The 18238-nt window shown below is 74.2% G+C and carries 11 protein-coding genes; 2 read left to right on the top strand and 9 right to left on the bottom strand.

The features are described 5' to 3' along the window. Positions 1 to 60: 60 nt before the first annotated feature. The 4 genes from ACFV57_RS14715 to ACFV57_RS14700 form a co-directional block, all read right to left on the bottom strand. Positions 61 to 606 (bottom strand): uridine kinase, encoded by a 546-nt coding sequence (locus tag ACFV57_RS14715; RefSeq protein WP_385230659.1) that lies wholly within the window; start codon positions 604 to 606, stop codon positions 61 to 63. Positions 607 to 843: 237 nt separating this feature from the next. Beyond that, complete coding sequence (locus tag ACFV57_RS14710) at positions 844 to 1650, bottom strand: SAM-dependent methyltransferase (protein WP_385230834.1); 807 nt, start codon at positions 1648 to 1650, stop codon at positions 844 to 846. 56 nt (positions 1651 to 1706) lie between these two features. Continuing rightward, complete coding sequence (locus ACFV57_RS14705; RefSeq protein ID WP_385230656.1) at positions 1707 to 9770, bottom strand: amino acid adenylation domain-containing protein; 8064 nt, start codon at positions 9768 to 9770, stop codon at positions 1707 to 1709. 529 nt (positions 9771 to 10299) lie between these two features. After that, on the bottom strand, positions 10300 to 10866 hold the full coding sequence (locus ACFV57_RS14700; protein ID WP_385230653.1) for a rhodanese-like domain-containing protein: 567 nt from the start codon (positions 10864 to 10866) through the stop codon (positions 10300 to 10302). A gap of 101 nt (positions 10867 to 10967) precedes the next feature. Between ACFV57_RS14700 and ACFV57_RS14695 the strand changes: the two genes are divergently transcribed. Beyond that, positions 10968 to 11246 carry a metal-sensitive transcriptional regulator gene (locus ACFV57_RS14695; RefSeq protein ID WP_385230650.1) on the top strand — a complete coding sequence of 93 codons (279 nt, stop codon included), beginning with the start codon at positions 10968 to 10970 and terminating at the stop codon, positions 11244 to 11246. Between the two features lie 37 nt (positions 11247 to 11283). On the opposite strand, the gene ACFV57_RS14690 is transcribed toward ACFV57_RS14695, so the two are convergent. From ACFV57_RS14690 to ACFV57_RS14680, 3 genes are all read right to left on the bottom strand, one after another. Further along, positions 11284 to 12648: a rhodanese-like domain-containing protein gene (locus tag ACFV57_RS14690; protein ID WP_385230647.1), complete on the bottom strand. Its 1365-nt coding sequence runs from the start codon at positions 12646 to 12648 to the stop codon at positions 11284 to 11286. Positions 12649 to 12955: 307 nt separating this feature from the next. Next, positions 12956 to 14299, bottom strand: coding sequence for a hypothetical protein (locus ACFV57_RS14685; RefSeq protein ID WP_385230644.1), 1344 nt, complete (start codon positions 14297 to 14299; stop codon positions 12956 to 12958). 87 nt (positions 14300 to 14386) lie between these two features. Further along, on the bottom strand, positions 14387 to 15268 hold the full coding sequence (locus tag ACFV57_RS14680; RefSeq protein ID WP_385230641.1) for a class I SAM-dependent methyltransferase: 882 nt from the start codon (positions 15266 to 15268) through the stop codon (positions 14387 to 14389). 163 nt (positions 15269 to 15431) lie between these two features. Between ACFV57_RS14680 and ACFV57_RS14675 the strand changes: the two genes are divergently transcribed. Next, entirely contained in the window at positions 15432 to 16022 is a 591-nt protein-coding gene (locus ACFV57_RS14675) for a TetR/AcrR family transcriptional regulator (protein ID WP_385230638.1), read from the top strand. Between the two features lie 73 nt (positions 16023 to 16095). Here ACFV57_RS14675 and ACFV57_RS14670 read toward each other — a convergent pair whose 3' ends face one another. Both ACFV57_RS14670 and ACFV57_RS14665 read right to left on the bottom strand, forming a co-directional pair. Then, positions 16096 to 16983, bottom strand: a complete 888-nt coding sequence (locus ACFV57_RS14670; RefSeq protein WP_385230635.1) for a DUF4190 domain-containing protein — start codon at positions 16981 to 16983, stop codon at positions 16096 to 16098. A 148-nt stretch (positions 16984 to 17131) separates the two neighbouring features. Further along, on the bottom strand, positions 17132 to 18178 hold the full coding sequence (locus tag ACFV57_RS14665; RefSeq protein WP_385230632.1) for a hypothetical protein: 1047 nt from the start codon (positions 18176 to 18178) through the stop codon (positions 17132 to 17134). Between the last annotated feature and the right edge of the window lie 60 nt (positions 18179 to 18238).

The raw sequence follows: 18238 nt of genomic DNA, 5'->3' as shown, positions 1-18238 counted from the left end.
CCGCAGGTGCAAGAGACCCGATCGGGTGCCGGAGAGCCGGTTCCGGACGGGGGACCGTTGTCAGAGCTTTTTACCGGCCGCCGACCACACCTGATGAGCCAGCGTGTCGGCAGGCAGGATTCCGTCCAGGACCAAGTCGCTCTCACAACGGGCCGGTTCGACGTGGAGTTCGTGCGCGGCGCGGCGGTGGTGCAGGTAGTTGCGCAGGAGGACGTCGAGGGGGAAGCCGTGCAGCAGGCACTTGCGCTGGATCTTCCGTACCAGCCGGAGGTCGGCCGGCAGGTCGACGAAGACGTCGAAGCGTGCGCACCGGGCCGTGGGGGTGACGTGGCGGGCGAACAGGCCCTCGATGATGACGACGGCGGCTTTGGCCAGGGCCGCGTTGGCGTCGCGGGTGAGCCGTTCGATGTCCATCGACTGCGGGGACCCGAAGTCCAGGTGCGGCACCCCGGCGTCGTCACGCATCCATACGCCGCGTTCCGGAGTGTCGAAGTAATAGTCGTCGCCGTGCAGCACCCGGGTGGAGACGTAAGGTGCGGTGGCGGTCAGTGCGCTCGCCAGCGTGGTCTTGCCCGCGCCGGAGCCTCCGGTCACCGTCAGCAGCATGTGGTTCCCCTTCCCCCTTGGTCGTAGGGCCGCGGGACCGCGGGCCGCTCATGGCGCGGCGGCCTGCCCCGTCGGCTCGCTGCCTGTTCTTCGGAGCTGACGGGTGAGGGGGACGTGGGAAGGCGGCCGGGCTGTGGCGAAGTCCGGGGCGCGCTCTCGCCGCCGGTGGAGTTGCTTTCGCACGTTCACCGGCGGCGGTTCCGGGCGTCGGCCACAGTGGGCCGGCAGCCGGGGGCCTCAGTTCTTGCGGGCGACGGCCCCGTACATCGCGATGTCCCGGTCGTCGACCGGCTCCTGGTCGGCGTCCGGGCGCCAGTGGTGGACCTGTGTCAGCCCGGGGTCGACCAGCTCCAGCCCCTCGAAGAGCGCCTCGGACTCGGCCTTCGTCCGCAGCTTCATCGGCATTCCACGGCGCGCGTACTCGTCCGCGACCCGGTTGACCTCGCGCGGCGCGAAGTCGGCGGTTCCGATGGTCATGGCCAGGAAGCTGCCCGCCGGCAGCGGCTCCAGGAGGCGGTGCACCAGGCTGTGGTCGTCGGGCGGGAGGATGAAGTGGAGGATTCCGATGATCATCAGGCCGACCGGCTGCTTCAGGTCCAGCAGTTCCCGGAACTGCTCGGAGCCGATGATGGCCTCGGGGTCGCGCATGTCGGCGTCGACGTACGCGGTCCGGCCCTCGGCGGAGCCGGTCAGCAGCGCCCGCGCGTGGGTCAGCACGATCGGGTCGTTGTCGACGTACACGGCCCGCGCGTCCGGGCGCACCTGCTGGACCACCTCGTGCAGATTCGGCGAGGTGGGCAGGCCGGTGCCGATGTCGAGGAACTGCCCGATGCCCTCCTCCCGGGCCAGGTGGCGGGCCGCGCGGTGCATGAACTTCCGGTTGGCCCGCATGTGCACGGGCAGCGCCGGCCACTCCCGGCACATCACGTCACCGGCTTCGCGGTCCACGGCGTAGTGGTCCTTGCCGCCGAGGATGTAGTCGTACACGCGCGCCGAGTGAGCCGTGCCGGTATCGATCCGGTCCACCGGGTATCCCTGCTCCAACACCCCTGCTCCTTACGGTCGTACCTGCGCCATGACGGTCCGGCGCCACGGTGAGTCTAGGCGCTGTCGTGATCTTGACCGGCCGGCGGGTGCGCCGCCCCGCTCAACCGGTCGGCAATCGCTTCGAATTGCTCCACTTCGTCCTGATCGAGGTCGAGCAGCGGGAAGTCGGAGGGGGTGTGCCCGCCCGCCTCCGGGGTGACGGTGTGGGTGGCCAGGCCGTCCAGCAGGTCCAGCCAGAGGCGGCCCAGGCGCGCCGCCACCGCCTCGTCCAGCAGCCGGCCCGGCCAGGTGAGGGTCAGGGTCAGGGCGGCGCCGTCCGGGGTGTCGCGGATGAGCGCGCCGGCTTCCAGTACGTGGGGCGCGGGCATGTCCGGGTCGGACGAGGAGCCGATGACGGGATCGCCGGTCAGTGCCCAGGCCTCGGCCGGGCCCGTGTCCGTCCGGGTGTGCGCGGGGAAGCGGCCCATGTAGTTGAAGCCGATGCGGGGTGCCGGGTGGGCTCGGGCCGGTTCCGCTTCGGGTTCGGGTACGCCGGGCGCGGATGCGGCCCGGGTCTGCTCCTTGACCGCTTTGAGCAGTCGGCCGGCCGCGGGGCCGCCTGCCGAGGCCTCGTCCAGGTCGACGCCGGTGAGGTCCAGCCCCTGCGGGCGGATGCCGGTGAACCAGCCCACCGTACGGGAGAGGTCGGCGCCGTCGACCGTGTCGCGGCCGTGCCCCTCGATGTCCAGCAGGACGGTGCCGCTGCCCGGCCATCCCCGTACCAGCGCTCCCGCGAGCGCCGCGAGCAGCACTTCGTGCGCGCCGCAGTGGTACGCCGCCAGGGTGCGGGACGTCAGAACGGCCGCCTGGCCGGCCGGCACCGGCCAGCTGCGGTCGCGCAGGGTCGCGGCGGTGTCGGCGGCCGGGTCGAGGGCCCGCCCGACCGGCAGCGGATCGGCGGGGAGAGGGCCGGTCGGGAGCGGGGCCGGGGTCGGTGTCGCGGGCGGGAAAGAGGCGCGCTCTCCCCCGCCCGCCACCGCACCCGCCCATCCCCGGAAGGACATCCCCACCGGATCAAGGCGCGGGCGGCTGCCCGCCATGGCCGCCTCGCAGGCGGCCCGCAGGTCCGGGAGCAGGATGCGCCACGACACTCCGTCGACCGACAGGTGGTGGACGACCAGCGCCAGCCGCCCCGGCCGGTCGGGGCCCGCGTCGAGCCACACCGCTCGGAGCATGACGCCCGCGGCCGGATCGAGCCGCCCCACGGCGTCGTGCGCCGCGCGCTCGGCGGCCCCGTCCAGGTCATCGGCGGTGACCGGCAGGCGGGTGACCAGCGGCGCGGCGTCCACCGAGCCCCGCTCCCCCACCTCCAGCGCCCGTCGGGCCCGGCCCCCGTCCGGCACCACCCTGGCCCGCAGCATCGCGTGGGTGTCGAGTACGGCGCCCAGCCCGGCCACCAGGGCGTCCCGGGTGAGTCCGGCGGGTGCGGCGACGACCGTCCACTGCGCGAACCTGCCGCCGGTGATCCGCTCGCCCAGCCTCCGCATGAGCGGGGTCCAGGGCACCCGGCCGGTCTCCGTACCGGCTCCGGCGTCGGCGGATGTCCGGGGACCGGTTCCGTCGTCGGCCGTACGGGCCAGCCGTGCGAGCCCTTCGGGGGTCTTCGCCTCGAACACCTGCGGCGAGGTCAGTACCAGCCCGGCGCGGCGGGCGCGGGCCACCAGTTGCAGCGAGACGATCGAGTCGCCGCCCAGCTCGAAGAAGCTGTCCTCGGCGCCGACCCGTTCGAGCCCCAGGACCTCGGCGAACAGCGCGCACAGGGTCTCCTCGGCCGGGGTGCGCGGTGCCCGTCCCGCGGCCCGCGCGGTGAAGTCGGGCGCGGGCAGGGCCGCGCGGTCGACCTTCGCGTTCGGTGTCCGCGGCAGCGCGTCGAGCACGACCACGGCCGCGGGCACCATGAACTCGGGGAGCCTCCCGGCGACGTGTGCCCGTACGGACCGGCCGTCCGCCGTCCGCCCGGCCGGCACCACGTAGCCGATCAGCCGGCGCTCGCCCGGCCGGTCCTCGCGGACTGCGGCCACCGCCTCGCCGACGGCCGGGTGGGCGGCGAGTGCGGCTTCCACCTCGCCGAGTTCGACGCGGTAGCCGCGGATCTTGACCTGGGTGTCGGCCCGCCCGGCGAAGACCAGTTCGCCGTCGGCGGTCCAGCGCACCAGGTCACCGGTGCGGTACATCCGCTCGCCGGGCGCGTACGGGCACGCCACGAACCGCTGCGCGGTCGGCGTCGCCCGGTCGTGGTAGCCGCGCGCCAGGCTCTCCCCCGCCACGTACAGTTCCCCGGCCACGCCGGGCGGCACCGGCTGGAGGAACGCGTCCAGCACGTACAGCCGGGTGTTGGCGACGGGGCGGCCGACCGTGGGTGTCTCGCCGCCGGTCAGCGGGGCGGTGGAGGTCTGGACGACGGTGGCCTCGGTGACGCCGTACTCCTCGTGGACCTGCCGCCCCGGCGCCCACCGGCGGCGCAGGTCCTCGGTGAGCGGCTCGCCGCCGGTGACCAGCGTGCGCAGCTCCGGCAGGTCCCCCGGCGGGAGCCGCGTCAGGAAGGACGGGGTGCCGCCGAGCTGGGTGATCCGCCGGGTGCGCAGCAGACGGGCCAGGTCCTCGCCCAGCGGCGGCGGGCCGGGCGGTGCCAGGACGAGGCGTCCGCCCGCGCAGAGCACCGGCCAGGTGTCGGCGATCGACACGTCGAAGCTGGGGGCGGCCAGTTGGAGGACGCGGCTGTCCGGGCCCAGGGCGAACCGGGACACCCGGTCGGCGACGAGGTTGCGCAGGCCGCGGTGGGTGACCGTCACGCCCTTCGGTACGCCCGTGGTCCCCGAGGTGTAGATCACGTAGGCCGCGTGGTCCGCGCCCAGCGGCGTGCGGCGCTCCGCCTGCGTCACGAAGCCGCCCTCGCGGCGCGCCACGGCCTCGGTCACGGCGGGGTCGTCCAGGTCCACCACCCGGGCGCCGCGGCCGTCCGGGACCGCGTGCCGGGTGTCGGCGGCGCACAGCACCACGGCCGGGTCCGCGTCCCGGAGCAGGAACGCCCGGCGCTCCGGCGGGTAGTCCGGATCGACGGGTACGTGGACGCCGCCCGCCATGATCACGGCCAGCGCGGCCGTCAGGGACTCGGCGGACCGGCGCAGCACCACCGCGACGCGGCGCTCGGGGCCCGCCCCCAGCTCGATCAGGTGGCGGGCCAGACGTCCCGCCCCGGCCGCCAGTTCGCCGTACGTCACGGTCCTTCGGGTGTCCTCGACGGCCACGGCGTCGGGCGACCGCGCCGCCCGGCGCCGGAGCAGTTCCGGCAGCAGTACGGCCGGCAGCGGCGTCTTCGTACGGTTCCAGTCCGTCACCACCAGGCGGCGTTCTTCCGCGCCCAGGACACCGACCCGTCCCACGACGGGCGCCGGGCCGTCGGCGACCAGCTGATCGAGCACGCGTGTCAGCCGTCCGGGCAGCGCTTCGACGACCTCCCTGGGCAGCAGACCGCGCTGGTGGATGAGGTGGATACGGAAACGGTCGCCGGGGGTGACGTTCAGGCCCAGCGGATAGTGGACGACGTCGGTGACGTCCGAGAGGCGGATGGTGAGCGCGCCGGGCCGGGCCGCGGTGGCGGGCGGCGGGCCGGGCAGGTTCTGGTAGACCACGATGCTGTCGAAGAGCGCGCCGGGGCCGCCCAGCCGCTGCGCCTCGGACAGGCCGAGGTGCCGGTGGGGCAGCAGGGCGAGCTGGCGCGCCTGTACGTCCTTGAGCAACGCGAGCACCGGCTGCGCCGCGTCCAGCGGGACCCGTACCGGCAGCGTGTTGATCAGGAGGCCCACCATGGTCTCGACGCCCGCGAGTTCGGGCGGGCGGTCGGCCATGGTGGCGCCGAAGACCACGTCCGTACGGCCGGCCAGCCGGGCCAGCACCAGCGCCCACGCGCCCAGTACGACGGTGTTGGCCGTCAGGCCGTGCGTCCGGGCCAGTTCCACCAGCCGGCGGGACAGCTCTTCGGGCAGGTCCGCGTGGAGGTGTTCGGGGTCGGTCGCGCCGTGTGTCGGTGCGGTGGGCGCCACCAGGGTCGGTTCACCGGTGCCGCGGAACTCGGCGCGCCAGGCGTCCCGTGCGCCTGCCTTGTCCTGCCGCGCGAGCCACGCCAGGTACTCCCGGTAGGAGGTGACCGGGCCGGGCCGCGGGCCGTCGCCGCCCGTCTCGTACGCCGCGGACAGCTCCGCGACCAGCACGGGGAGCGACCAGCCGTCCATCAGGACGTGGTGGGTGAGGACGACGAGGCGGTGCCGGTCGGTGCCGAGGCGGATCAGCAGCAGCCGCCACAGCGGCGCCTCCGCCAGGTCGAGCGGCCGTTGCTGCTCCCGTACGGCCAGTCCGTCGGCCCCGGCCGCCGCCTCGTCCTCCGGCAGGTGCGACACGTCCGCTTCCTGCCAGGGCAGCGGAACCTCCCGCGACACGACCTGTACGGCCACGCCGGACGCGCTCCGGCGGAAGCTCGTCCGCAGGACGGCGTGCCGGTCCACCAGTGCCTGCCAGGCGGCCCGCAGCCGGGCGGTGTCCAGCGGGCCGTCCAGCTCCAGTGTCCAGCGGCTCTTGTAGACATCCGGTCCCTGCTCGTCGTGGACGGCCTGGAACAACAGCCCTTCCTGCAACGGTGCCAGCGGCCAGATGTCCGCGAGCCGCGGTACCGCCGCCTCCAGTTCCGTCACGTCCTGCTGGGTGAGGCCGAGCAGCGGGAAGTCCGAGGGTGTGTGCCCGCCCGCGCCGGGGGCGCCGGTGTGCGCGGCCAGGCCGTCGAGCAGGCCCAGCCACAGCTGTCCCAGCGTTCGTACGGCGGCCTCGTCCAGGAGGTGGTCCGCCCAGCTCAGAGCGAGGGTCAGTGCGGGGCCGCCGGGGGTGTCCCGTATCGCGGCCTCGGCTTCGATGGTGTGGAGGAGGGGCAGGGCGGGGTCGGCGGCTTCGCCGATCGTGGTGGAACCGGCGGGCTGCCAGGGCACGGCCGCGCCCGGCCGCGTCCCGGCGGTGACGAACCTGCCCAGGTAGTTGAACGAGACCTGCGGGGCCGGGAGCGCGGCGAGCACCGGCGCCGTTTCGGGGTTGAGGTGGCGCAGCAGGCCGTGGCCGAGTCCGTCGCCGGGCACCGCGCGCGCCTGTTCCTTGACCGCCTTCAGCAGCGCACCGGCTGCCGGACCGCCTGTCAGTGCCTCGCCCAGATCGACACCGGCGGTGTTCAGCCGGACCGGGTGCACGTCGGTGAACCACCCCACCGTACGGGAGAGTTCCGCTCCTTCGGCGAGCGGCTCGCGGCCGTGGCCCTCCACGTCCACCAGGACCCCGGAGGCCGGGACGGCGTCGGGCCGCCAGTGGGTGAGCGCTCCCGCCAGTGTGGACAGCAGGACCTCGTGGACGCCGCAGTGGAAGGCGGCGGGTGTACGGCCGGTCAGGGTCGCCGCTTGGTGTGCCGGAACGGTCCACTCCGTACGGCGCACGGTGGCGGCGGTGTCCCGCGCCGGGGCGGGCGGGCGCGTCCCCAGCGGCAGGTCGCCGCCGTCCAGCAGCGCCGTCCAGTCCGCCAGTTCGGCGGTACGGCGCTCGGACGTGGCCTGCGCGGCCAGCAGTCCGGCCCACCGGCGGAAGGAGGTCCCGGCCGGGTCGAGGGCCGGCTCCCGTCCCGCGGCCACCGCCTCGCAGGCGGCCCGGAGGTCCGGGACCAGGATGCGCCACGAGACGCCGTCCACCACCATGTGGTGCACGACCAGCACCAGTCGGCCGGTCCGCTCGGGCCCCGCGTCCAGCCAGACGACCTGTACGAGCGTGCCGGAGGCAGGATCGAGCCGCCGCAGCGCGTCCCGCGCCGCCTGCTCGGCGGCGGTGTCCAGGCAGGAGCCGTCCTCGGGAGGCGGCTGGGTGACCGGCGAGGGCGCGTCCGTCGTGGTGGGCCAGGAGGCCGCGTCCACCGCGGTGATCAGCGGGGCCGGGTCCACCGTGCCGCGTGCGGCCACCGTCAGGACCGGCTCCGGACCGTCCGTCACGGCACGCGCGCGCAGCATGTCGTGCGTGTCCAGTACGGCGGCCAGCCCGGCCGTCAGCACATCCCGCGTCAGCCCGGCGGGCGCGCCGACGATCACCCATTGCGCGAACCCGCCGCGCGCGGCCCGCTCTCCCAGCGCCCGCATCACCGGGGTCCAGGGCACGTCCCCGGTCCCCACGTCCTCCGTGGCGCGCCCCGCCTCCCGCTCGACGGCCCCGGCCGCCTCCGCCAGCCGCTCCGGCGTCCTGAGGCCGAAGACCTGATCGGGCGTCAGTTCCAGGCCAGCCCGCCGGGCCCGGGACACCAGCTGCATGGAGCTGATCGAGTCGCCGCCCAGCTCGAAGAACCCGTCCCCGGGGCCCACCCGGTCCAGCCCCAGCACCTCGGCGAACAGGCCGCGCAGGGTCTGCTCGGCCGCGGTCAGGGGGTGGTCGTGGGGGGTTACGGAGCGGGTTACGGTACCGGCCGCGGCTCCATCCCCGGCTTCATCCCCGGCTCCGGCTCCGCTGAAGTCGGGCGCCGGGAGGGCCTTGCGGTCGACCTTCCCGTGCGGGGTCAGGGGCAGCCGGTCCAGCGGTACGAGCGCGGCGGGGACCAGGTATTCCGGCAGCGTCGCGGCCAGGTGATCGCGCAGGACGGTGCGCGGCGCGCCCGTACGGCGGCCGGCGGCGGGGACGACGTACCCGACCAGGCGCCGTTCGCCCGGGTGGTCCTCCCGGGCCACCACCACGGCCTGCCCGACGGCCGGGTGCGCGGCCAGGGCCGCCTCCACCTCGCCCGGCTCCACCCGGAATCCACGGATCTTGACCTGCTCGTCGGTCCGCCCGACGAAGACCAGTTCCCCGTCCTCGGTCCGCCGCACCAGGTCCCCGGTCCGGTACATCCGCTCGCCCCGCGCGAACGGGCAGGCCGCGAAGCGCTCCCCGGTGAACGCCGCGCGCCCCAGGTACCCGCGCGCCAGCCCCGCCCCCGCGATGTACAGCTCCCCGTCCGTTCCCGGTGCGGCGGGCCGCAGACTCGCGTCCAGTACGTAGAGGTGGCGGCCGGTCATCGGCCGCCCGATCGGCAGCACGTCCGGCACCACGTCGCCCGGCGCCACCGGACGCGAGGTCGCGCACAGCGTCGTCTCCGTCGGCCCGTACAAATGCTGCACGGTCAGCTCGGGGCACGCCTCCCGTACGCGTGCCACCGCCGCGGCCGGCACCACGTCCCCGCCGCACATCACCTGCCGGAAGCCCCGGAAGCACTCCGGCGCCTCCTCCGCGATCACCCGGAACAGTCCCGCCGTCAGCTGGACCGCCGTCACACCGCCGGCCGCCGCCTCGCCGAGCCGCCGCGCGTCCAGTACGCCCGGTCCCGCCATCACCACCCGGCCGCCCACCGCCAACGGCAGCCACAGGTCGAACAGCGACGCGTCGAACGCGTACGGCGCGTGCGCGAGCACCCTCTCTCCCGGCCCCATGCCCCACCGCGGATCGCTCACCAGAGCCGCCACGGCCCCGTGCGGCACCACGACGCCCTTCGGCACCCCGGTCGACCCGGAGGTGTACATCACGTACGCGGCGTCCTGCGCGGCCACCCGCGCCACTGCGCCGTCGGCCGGGCACCCGGCCACCGCTTCCGTCACCCGCGGTGCGTCCAGCACCACCGGTTCCGGCACCCCCGCCTGCGGCGCCGCCGGGACGACGGGCCGGGTCGCGCTCGCGCACAGCACCGCCACCGGGGCCGAGTCCGCCAGCAGGAACGCCACCCTCTCCGCCGGATATCCGCTGTCCACCGGTACGTACGCGGCACCCGCCTTCCACACCCCCAACAACGCCACCAGCAGCCCCGCCGACCGCTCCAGCACCACCGCGACCCGGTCACCGCGCCGCACTCCCCGGGCGGACAGATACGCGGCGAGGCGGCCCGACGCCGCCTCCAGCTCCTCGTACGTCAGCTCGCGTTCGCCGTCCGTCACCGCCACCGCGTGCGGTGTGCGGGCCGCCTGGCGGCCGATCAGCTCCGGCACGGAAGCGGCCGGCGTCCCGGCCACCGCGGTTTCCGGGCCGGCCATCGTGGCGGTCATCGCCCGGCTCCGGTGTGCCGCCGGCGGCCGTGCGCGCGACGCCCGGGGAAATGCGTGGGCGAATCCCCCGTTTCGGTGGCGGAGCGCCGCCATTTCCGGCCGGAGAACGAAGTTCGCCACACCCCGTTGTGGAGCGCGGAGAGGGGCGGAGTGGGATACGCGAAGCCGTTCATACTTCCCCCTTCGGCGGGCGGCACGCAGTTTCGACCGCGCCGCACACAAACGCGTGCACCGGCACCGGATACGCACGGAAACCGCCGGGACGGCGACGTCCTTCACCGCTGCGGCCGCGGCAATCGGAAAAGTCTCAAGGACATCGGCGCGGCACATGCCGCGCGTTCCGCTTCCGCGTCGGAGCAGGTCCGGTGAATTCAGGGTCGACTGCCCTCACTTTGCGGTCCCCTATGTACGGGGTCAACTGCAACCAGTTGGACGGGCGTTCGGGCAATTGCGCGTCCAACTGGTTGTTTCGCCGAGGGCAGGGGGTGACGGCGGGTTTGCCGCGAAAGGAGATTACCGGCCGAGGGCCTCAAGCGCCGATGGCCTCCAGTGTGGCGTCGAGGTCGGTGGCACGGGCCCGGTTGTGCGGAAGCCTGGCCAGGAGAGCGGCCATTCCGCAGGTGTCGGTGGCGGCGGAGAAGACCAGGCCGCCACCGATTGCGGCGGACAGCCAGCGGGCGTGACGGTAGCGGATACCGAGCGCGAGACCGGCGACGACGAGGGAGCCTGCGGCGAGGCGGACCTGACGTTCCATGGGCCAGACGGCCGTGGTGTCCGCCGCGCGCTCGACGGGCCGGCCCTGCGCGGCCCAGGCGGCGGTGCCGCCGGTGAGGGTGGCGGCATGAACACCGGCTTCCGCGAGTCGTTCGCAGGCGGTGGTGGAGCGGTTGCCGGAGGCGCAGACCATCAGCAGCTCGCCGCGGGCGGCTGCCGTCTTGAGGGCGGGCAGGGCGATCGCGAGACGGTCGAGGGGGATGTTGTGCGCGCCGGGCAGGTGGCCGGCCGCGTACTCGCCGGGAGTGCGCACGTCGATGACGGTGTAGGCGCTCAGGCGGCCGGCCGCCTGGTCGGGGTGGACGGCGACGTGGGTGATCATGAGTGTGGGGTTCCTTTGCGTTTCTTCGTCCGGGAAGGCGTGCCCCGTACGGAATGGAATACCCTCGGGGGTATCCACGGCCTGGCTATGGAGGAGGAAGCGTGGAGTTGGAGATGGCGGCCGATGAGCTGAAGAGCGTGCTCAACCGGCTGCGGCGGGCGCAGGGGCAGATCGCCGGGATCATCAAGATGATCGAGGACGGCCGGGACTGCGAGGACGTCATCACCCAGCTCGCCGCGGTCTCCCGCGCGCTGGACCGGGCCGGGTTCGCGATCATCGCGACGGGCCTGCAGCACTGCATGGCCGACGGGGAGCAGGCCGCCGGCGACCGGGAGCAGATGCGCGCGAGGCTGGAGAAGCTGTTCCTTTCGCTGGCCTGAGCTACGGGACGGGCCACGGCCCGCCGACGCGGCGCCATCAGGGGCGGCTGACGACCAGGCCCGCGTCGACGGCGGCTGCGAAGCCGTCGTCGACGGCGACGACCCGCCGCCCCGCGGCGTCCAGCAGGGAAGCGGCGATCGCCGCGCGCATCCCGCCCGCGCAGTGCACCCAGACGGTGCCCTCCGGGACATCGCCGATCCGGCCGTACAGCTCATGGACCGGGATGTGCACCGAGCCCGCCACGTGCCCTTCGGCGCGCTCCGAGGCGCGGCGCACATCGAGGACCACCACCGCTTCGCCGCGCTCCCGGACGGCGGCGAGGTCGGCGAAGGCGGCGCGGGGGAACGAGGCGAGCCGCTCGCCCCGGCGGATCCAGCCGGCCGGGTCGCCGGTGGCGGCAGCGGCCGGGCGGTCGATGCCGACCCGGGCCAGCTCCCGCTGCGCGTCGGCGATCCGCTCCGGGGTCCCGGCGAGCAGGGTGACGGGCTTGCCCCACGGAATCAGCCAGGCCAGGTACGTCGCGAGCTTGCCGTCCCCCTCGAAGTTGTACGAGCCGGCCACGTGCCCCGCCGCGAAGGCGACGCGGTTGCGCAGGTCCACCACCCACTCCCCCGCGGCCAGCCGTTCGGCGATCTGCCGCGCGTCGGCCGGTTCGGGCGGGGTGAGGTCGACGGGGGCGGGGCCGGCGGCGTTGACCGGGCCCATGTGGGCGTAGTAGGCGGGCACGTCCTCCAGGCCGGCGAGGGTACGGGCGACGAAGGTGTCCACGTCCAGGGTGAGGGCGTCGTTGGCCGTGCGTTCCTTGCCGATCGTGGTGCTGTCCCCCTCGGCCTGCGAGGAGGAGCAGAAACTGCCGAAGCCGTGCGTGGGCAGCACCGGCACCTCGTCGTCGAACTCGTCGGCGAGGCGGTGGGCGGAGGCGTGCTGGGCGCGGGCCAGCTCCTCCGTCAGCCGCGGCTCGACCAGGTCCGGGCGGCCCACCGTACCGATGAGCAGCGATCCGCCGGTGAAGGCGGCGACCGCGCGACCGCGGTCCTCCAGGGCGTACGAGGTGTGGTGCGGGGTGTGGCCGGGCGTGGCGATCGCCCGCAGCACCAGGCCGTCGTCCACCGCGACCGTGTCGCCGTCGGCGACCGGGGTGCGGGCGAAGGACACCTTCGCCGCGGCCGGGACCAGGTAGGCGGCGCCGGTGACGCGGGCCAGTTCCAGGCCGCCGGTGACGTAGTCGTTGTGCAGGTGGGTCTCCGCCACGAACGCGATGCGCACCCCGCGCCTCGCCGCGGCGCCGATCACCTGGTCGATGTCGCGCGGCGGGTCGACCACGACCGCGGCGCCGTCGCCGCCGGCCAGGTAGCTGCGGTTGCCCAGGCCTGCGAACTCCAGGGTGTCGACGAAGAACACGACTGCGCCTCCTTGCTCATACGGGTGTACCCCGGGGGGTATCTGTTGCCCACCTTAACAGCGGTACCCCGGGGGGTATTCCTGAAGGTGTGCCCGGGGGTGCCCCGGAGGGCGCGGGGTCCGGAGTGCTCCCGTCCGGCGGCACCACCCACGACTCGGGTACCCGGTGGGGTATCGGAGAATCCGGTCTTCCGTACCGGGCGCCCGCCCCGGCCGGGACAGCCGAGGCCCGTGCGGGACATGCCCACGGCCGGTCAGGGCTCCGACGGGGACCGCCGAGGGTCCCGCCCCGAGCCCCGGCGCCTTCTCAGCGCACGCGGCGTACGAAGATGTCCGTCGCGCCGTTGGTGTCGTCCGCCACCAGGTCGGTGCTGTCACTGGCGAAGGCCACCAGCCGCCCGCTGCGGTCGGGGGACGCGCCGTACGAGCCCGCGGTGGGGGAACCGCCGTCGGGGGTCGTGCTCAGGCGGGTCACCCGCCCGCTCTCCACGTCGCGCGCGAACACGTCCCAGGTGCCGTTGGTGTCGTCCGGGACCAGGTCGGGGGCGTTGGTGGTGAAGAACGTGGTGCGGTTGTCGGCGCTGAGGCCGCCTCCGGTGACGCTGCCCGTGGGGCGGCCGCCGTCCGGCCGGGCGGCCAGCCGCGCGTACGCACCCGTCCGCAGGTCACGGGAGTAGGAGCCCCACCAGCCCGGCTCGTCGCCCGGCAGCAGCGCGTCGCTGGTGTCGAACTGCAGATAGCGGCCGTCCGGTGAGAAGCGCAGGCCGTACTGGACCCGGGCCGGGATGCCGTTCAGGTTGTACGCGCCCGCCCTGGTTTCACCGCTGCGCAGGTCGTGGACCCCGAAGGACACGTACGGCGGCTGCGGCCTGGCGATGCCGGGTCCGCCCTGGGGCCAGGGGAAGAGGTTCCTGGCCTCGGTGGTGAAGGCGACCTGCCGCCCGTCGGCGCTGATGACCGGGTCGGAGGAGGCCGCGGTGCCCTGTGTGCCGTCACCGGCCACGCTGACGAGCCGGGTGGCGCCCGTCAGCCGGTCGCGCACGAAGACATCCGCGTACCCGTTGGCGTCGCCCGGTACGAGGTCGTCGCGCAGCGAGGTGAAGGCGACGCGGCGGCCGTCGGCGCTGATCGAGGGCAGGAAGCTGCGCGCGGCGTCCGGTGCGCCGTCATGCCGGGTGACCAGCTCGGTGGTGCCTTTCCAGCGGTCGCGGACGAAGACATCCATACCGTCGCCGCTGTCGTGCGGATCGAGCGTCTTCGACGGCGAGTCGAAGGCGACGAAGCGCCCGTCGGCGCTCACCGAGCGCGTGTAGCCGGGCTCGTATCCGGGCGAGCCGTCCGGGTTCGCGCTGACCAGGTCGACCCGCCCGGTCCGCAGGTCCTTGGCGTACACCTGCATGCCGGTCCCCTCGGGAAGGCCCGGCACGAGATTGCGGGCCCGGCTGACGAAGACCAGCACCCGCCCGTTCGCGCTGAGGACGGGGGCGGAGGAGTCGCCGTCGGCCTGCTCTCCGGTGGCGCCGACACTGACCCGCCACAGGCTCCCGCCCTCGCCGCCCGCCGCGGGCCCCGCCCCGACGGCGGAAGCGGTGGGCAGCGTCGCGGCACAGGCCCCCGCCAGGGCCGCCAGAACTGCCGTCCATCGACGCACGGTTCCTCCCTCACCCCAGGGGCACCAAACGGATTCGGGGCAAGCCAACCCCCAGGCACCACGCCGGGCAACGCGGGAACCGGCCATTCAGGACTTGTCCGGCGGGCCGGCCGGGCGGTCCGCCGTGACCAGCCACGATGTGCTGCGCAGCCGCACCGTGCCGTCCGCCGCCTCGTGGGCGCGCAGACGGTCCGTCAGGGTGCGGCGGGCCCGGCCGCGTACGGTCGCGTCGGCGCGCTCCAGCAGGTGGCGGCCGGGGCCGGTGTTCAGCAGGAACTCCGCCGCGTCCTCGGCTCCGTCGCCCCATGCGCCGCACACCTGGGCCCGGTTGACGGTGACGGCGGCGAACCCGGCCGCGGCGAGCACCTCGCGGATACGGTCCGGAGCGGCCAGGGAGAACATGCCGGGCAGCCCCGTCCACCCGTGGCCGGCGGCCGGCAGGAGGTCGCGCAGCGACGCCATCGCCGTCGCCCAGCCGTTGAGCGCGGCTTCGGCCGGGCAGACGAACGCCAGGCGCCCGCCGGGGCGCAGCGCCCGGCCGATGTTGCCGAAGGCCGCGACGGGGTCGGCGAAGAACATCACCCCGTAACGGCTGATCGCCGCGTCGAATGCGCCCTCCTCGAAGGGGTATGCCTGCGCGTCGCCCTGCGCGAAGGAGACGTTGGCGATGCCCTCCCGCCCGGCGCGGGCCCGCGCCTCGGCCAGCATCGGGCCGGACAGGTCGAGGCCCAGCGCGTACCCCCGGGGCACCCTGCGCGCGGCCAGGCGCGTGGTCTGCCCCGAGCCGCAGCCGAGGTCGAGGACCCGGTGGTCTTCGGCGGTCCGGTCCCCGGTGATCCGGGCGGCGTCGAGCAGCGGGGCATTGAAGCCCTCGTTGACGGCGTTCCAGCGGTCCTGGTGACGGGCCCAGTGGACGCCTTCGGGGCCGTTCCACGCCTGGGCCTGTTCGGTGTTGACGATGTCGGGCATGGTGCGGCCTCCCGTGGCGGACGACGGAGAATGGGCATGCGCCCAAACAGTATGGGCAAGTGCCCAAACTGGCAATCCCGGTTACGATGCACGGAAGTTGCGCCCGTGGGGGCGTCGGGTCGTGGCCCTTGAGGGCGACGGAGACGGATCGGAAGAGGGGCTCATGTCACCGCGCGGAGTGGCGACGCCGGACGTGTGCGAGCGGCTGTTCGCCGCCGCCGAACGCATCGTGGAGAGGGACGGGCCCGGCGCGCTGACCAGCCGGGCCGTCACCACGGAGGCGGGCTGCGCCAAGGGGCTGCTGCACGCGCACTTCGCGGGGTTCGACGAGTTCGTGGCCGCGCTCTGCCTCGACCGGTTCGCGCGGACGGCCGCGAAGGCGCGGGCGCTGGCGGAACTGGCCGGACGGAACACGGTGACACGCAACCTCGACGCCGTCGTCCTCGCGCTGTTCGTCTCCGGCGGCCCGTCCATCTCGGGGCTGGCCCTGACCCGCCCCACCGCCACCCTGCGCATCCGCGAGGCCCTGGAAGGCGGGGCGCCCGGCTTCGGCACGATCCAGGAGGCCGTCACCGGCTATCTGGAGGCCGAACAGGAACTCGGCCGGGTCGCGGAGCGGGTCGACCCGCGCTCCGTGGCGCTCGCCGTCGTCGGCGCCGCCCACCATCTCCTGATGACCGGCCGGCCGGGCGCACCCGACCCGCGGCCTTCCATGACACGACTGGTGGCCGCTTTGGTGGGCGACGGCGGATAGCCGGAAGTCCGCCGCGCCGGCTCGCGGATGGTGTTCCGCCGCTGCCGCCGGGCCGGACTTCCGGAAGGTCCCGTCACTTCGTGGGGCCGCTCCAGTACGCGTCCTGCCACCGCTTCGCGTCGGGGGTGAACTCGACCTCCATGCTGTCGGCGGCGTCCGGCGGCAGCGAGAAGGCGTACTTGCCGACGGCCTGCCTGCCGGGCAGGACGTAGCCGGAGATGACCTTCTGCCGTCCGCTGCCGTCGATCACCAGCTCCGCCGAGGCCCCGTCGGCGTCGTTGACGCTGGGCAGCCCGGTCTCGACCCCGACCCGCTCGGTGCCCGTGTTGACCACCGTGATCGTCACCTGCACGGCCTTGTTGCCCTTGGCGTGCCCGGAGGCGTAGTCGTCGGGGACGAACGGCTGCGGCTCGGCGACCGTGACCTTCAGACCGTTCGCGAAGGTGTAGGACTCGCCGAAAGCCAGCTGGCGGGCCTCCTCCGCGGCCGAGGCCGAGGACCGCACCTCCTTGATCCTCGCGCGCCCGTCGTCGACCGCCTTCTTCACCGTGAAGACGGTGAGGACCAGGCCGCCGGCCGCGATCAGCAGCCCGACGCCGCCCAGGATCGCACCGGCCAGGGCCATCGCCCTGTTCGTCGCCAGGCCCTTGCGCGCCTGGCTCACCCCGATACACCCGAAGATCACGGCCAGCAGCGCCGGCAGCCAGGACAGCCAGAACAGGATGACGAGCAGGCCGAGCGCGACGCCGACGATGCCGAGCACCAGCGCCGTGATGCCCATCCCGTTGCGGGGGCGCGGCGCCATGAACGGCTCCATCGCGGGCGGCGCCCAGTGCGCGGGGCCCTGTCCGGGGCCGTGTTCGGGGCCCTGTCCGGGAGCCGGCGGCTTCCACGGGTCGTGGTCGTCCGCGGCCGGGGCAACGGGCTGCGGGCCGTCGGGCGATGGGGTGGGTGCGGTCACGAACAGTCCTCGAATCGGGTCGAAACGGAAAAGCTGACGAGCATATCAGTCGCCATGTGCACGTCGGCGTTCGGGCAGGCCTCTCAATCGGTGCCCGGGCAGGTCTCTCGGCCGGCGTTCGGGCAGGTCGCGCCAGTCGGGCAGGACCTCAGCCGCCGCTCACGGCCCCCTTCAGCGCCTTGCTGCGGAAGTGGCAGAAGACCACGGCCGGTTTCGTGTAGTAGCACCACGGCCGCGCGTTGACGTAGCCGTCCACCGCCCGGAACTGCTCCAGGGCCACCTCGTAACGGCCCTGCCTGGTGAGGAAGTACGCCAGCAGGTGCCTGGCCGACGCCAGCGCCGGGTGGTCCGGGCGCGCCGCGCCGACGTCCACCAGCGCCGCGTCCGTCATGCTCATGACCTCGGGCCAGCCGTAGGCCTCGTCCGGCGCCTCGTCGTCGTGGTGCTCGTACCAGGCGACCAGCCGCAACGCCGTCAGCAGGCTGCCGGGCGGAGCCGCCGCCGCGGCCTGGCCCGCGAAGTCACGCGCGGTCTCGGCCGAGCCCCGCCACTTCGCGCACCAGTACTGGAGCGCGCTCGCGTGGGCCGCGTAGTGGTACGGCGCGCGGTCGGTGACCTCTTTCCACAGTTCGAGCATCGCCTCGTGCGGCGCGCTCAGGCCCATGTACAGCGGAATCTTCTCGATGTACGGGGTGGGGTCGCCCGGCAGCGCCAGCGCCTCCGCCCGCGCGAAGGCCTCCCGGGCCTCCGTCAGCAACCGGTGGAATCCGGCGAACTGCTCGGAGGTGGTGTCCTTGGCCCAGCCTCCACCCCGTATTTCCCAAGCCAGAGCCACCTGCGCGGCCGCGCGGACCACGGCCGCGTCCGGGTCGTCGGGGCGCTCGGCCTCCCAGGCACGCAGCCAGGTGTCGTCCTTGGCCGCCTCGTCGGCGATCGCGTCGACCAGATCGCAGCGCCGCTCCCAGTCGGTGCCCACAGCGGTGACCGCCCGCGCGGCGGTCCGCCACTCGCCCCGGGCGAGCGCCGCCGACACGGCGTCCCACTGGGGGTCCGGGCAGGAGCGCAGCGTGTCCTGACGCTCCACCGGCAACAGGTCCGCACCGGCCGCCGCGGCCAGCTTCGCCGTACGTCTCCTCTTCCACAGCCAGACGCAGAGCATGACGGTGAGGACGATGGCGGGAAGTACTCCGTGCATGAGGTAGGTGTGATCCGTTCGAGGGTGGATTCGCCAGGTGTCGGTGATCACCGGCGAAAC

Origin of the sequence: Streptomyces sp. NPDC059788, assembly GCF_042732265.1 — a bacterium.
Lineage (GTDB): Bacteria > Actinomycetota > Actinomycetes > Streptomycetales > Streptomycetaceae > Streptomyces.
Note: the sequence above shows the minus strand (reverse complement) of the source record. Positions and strands in the feature narration are given on the sequence as shown.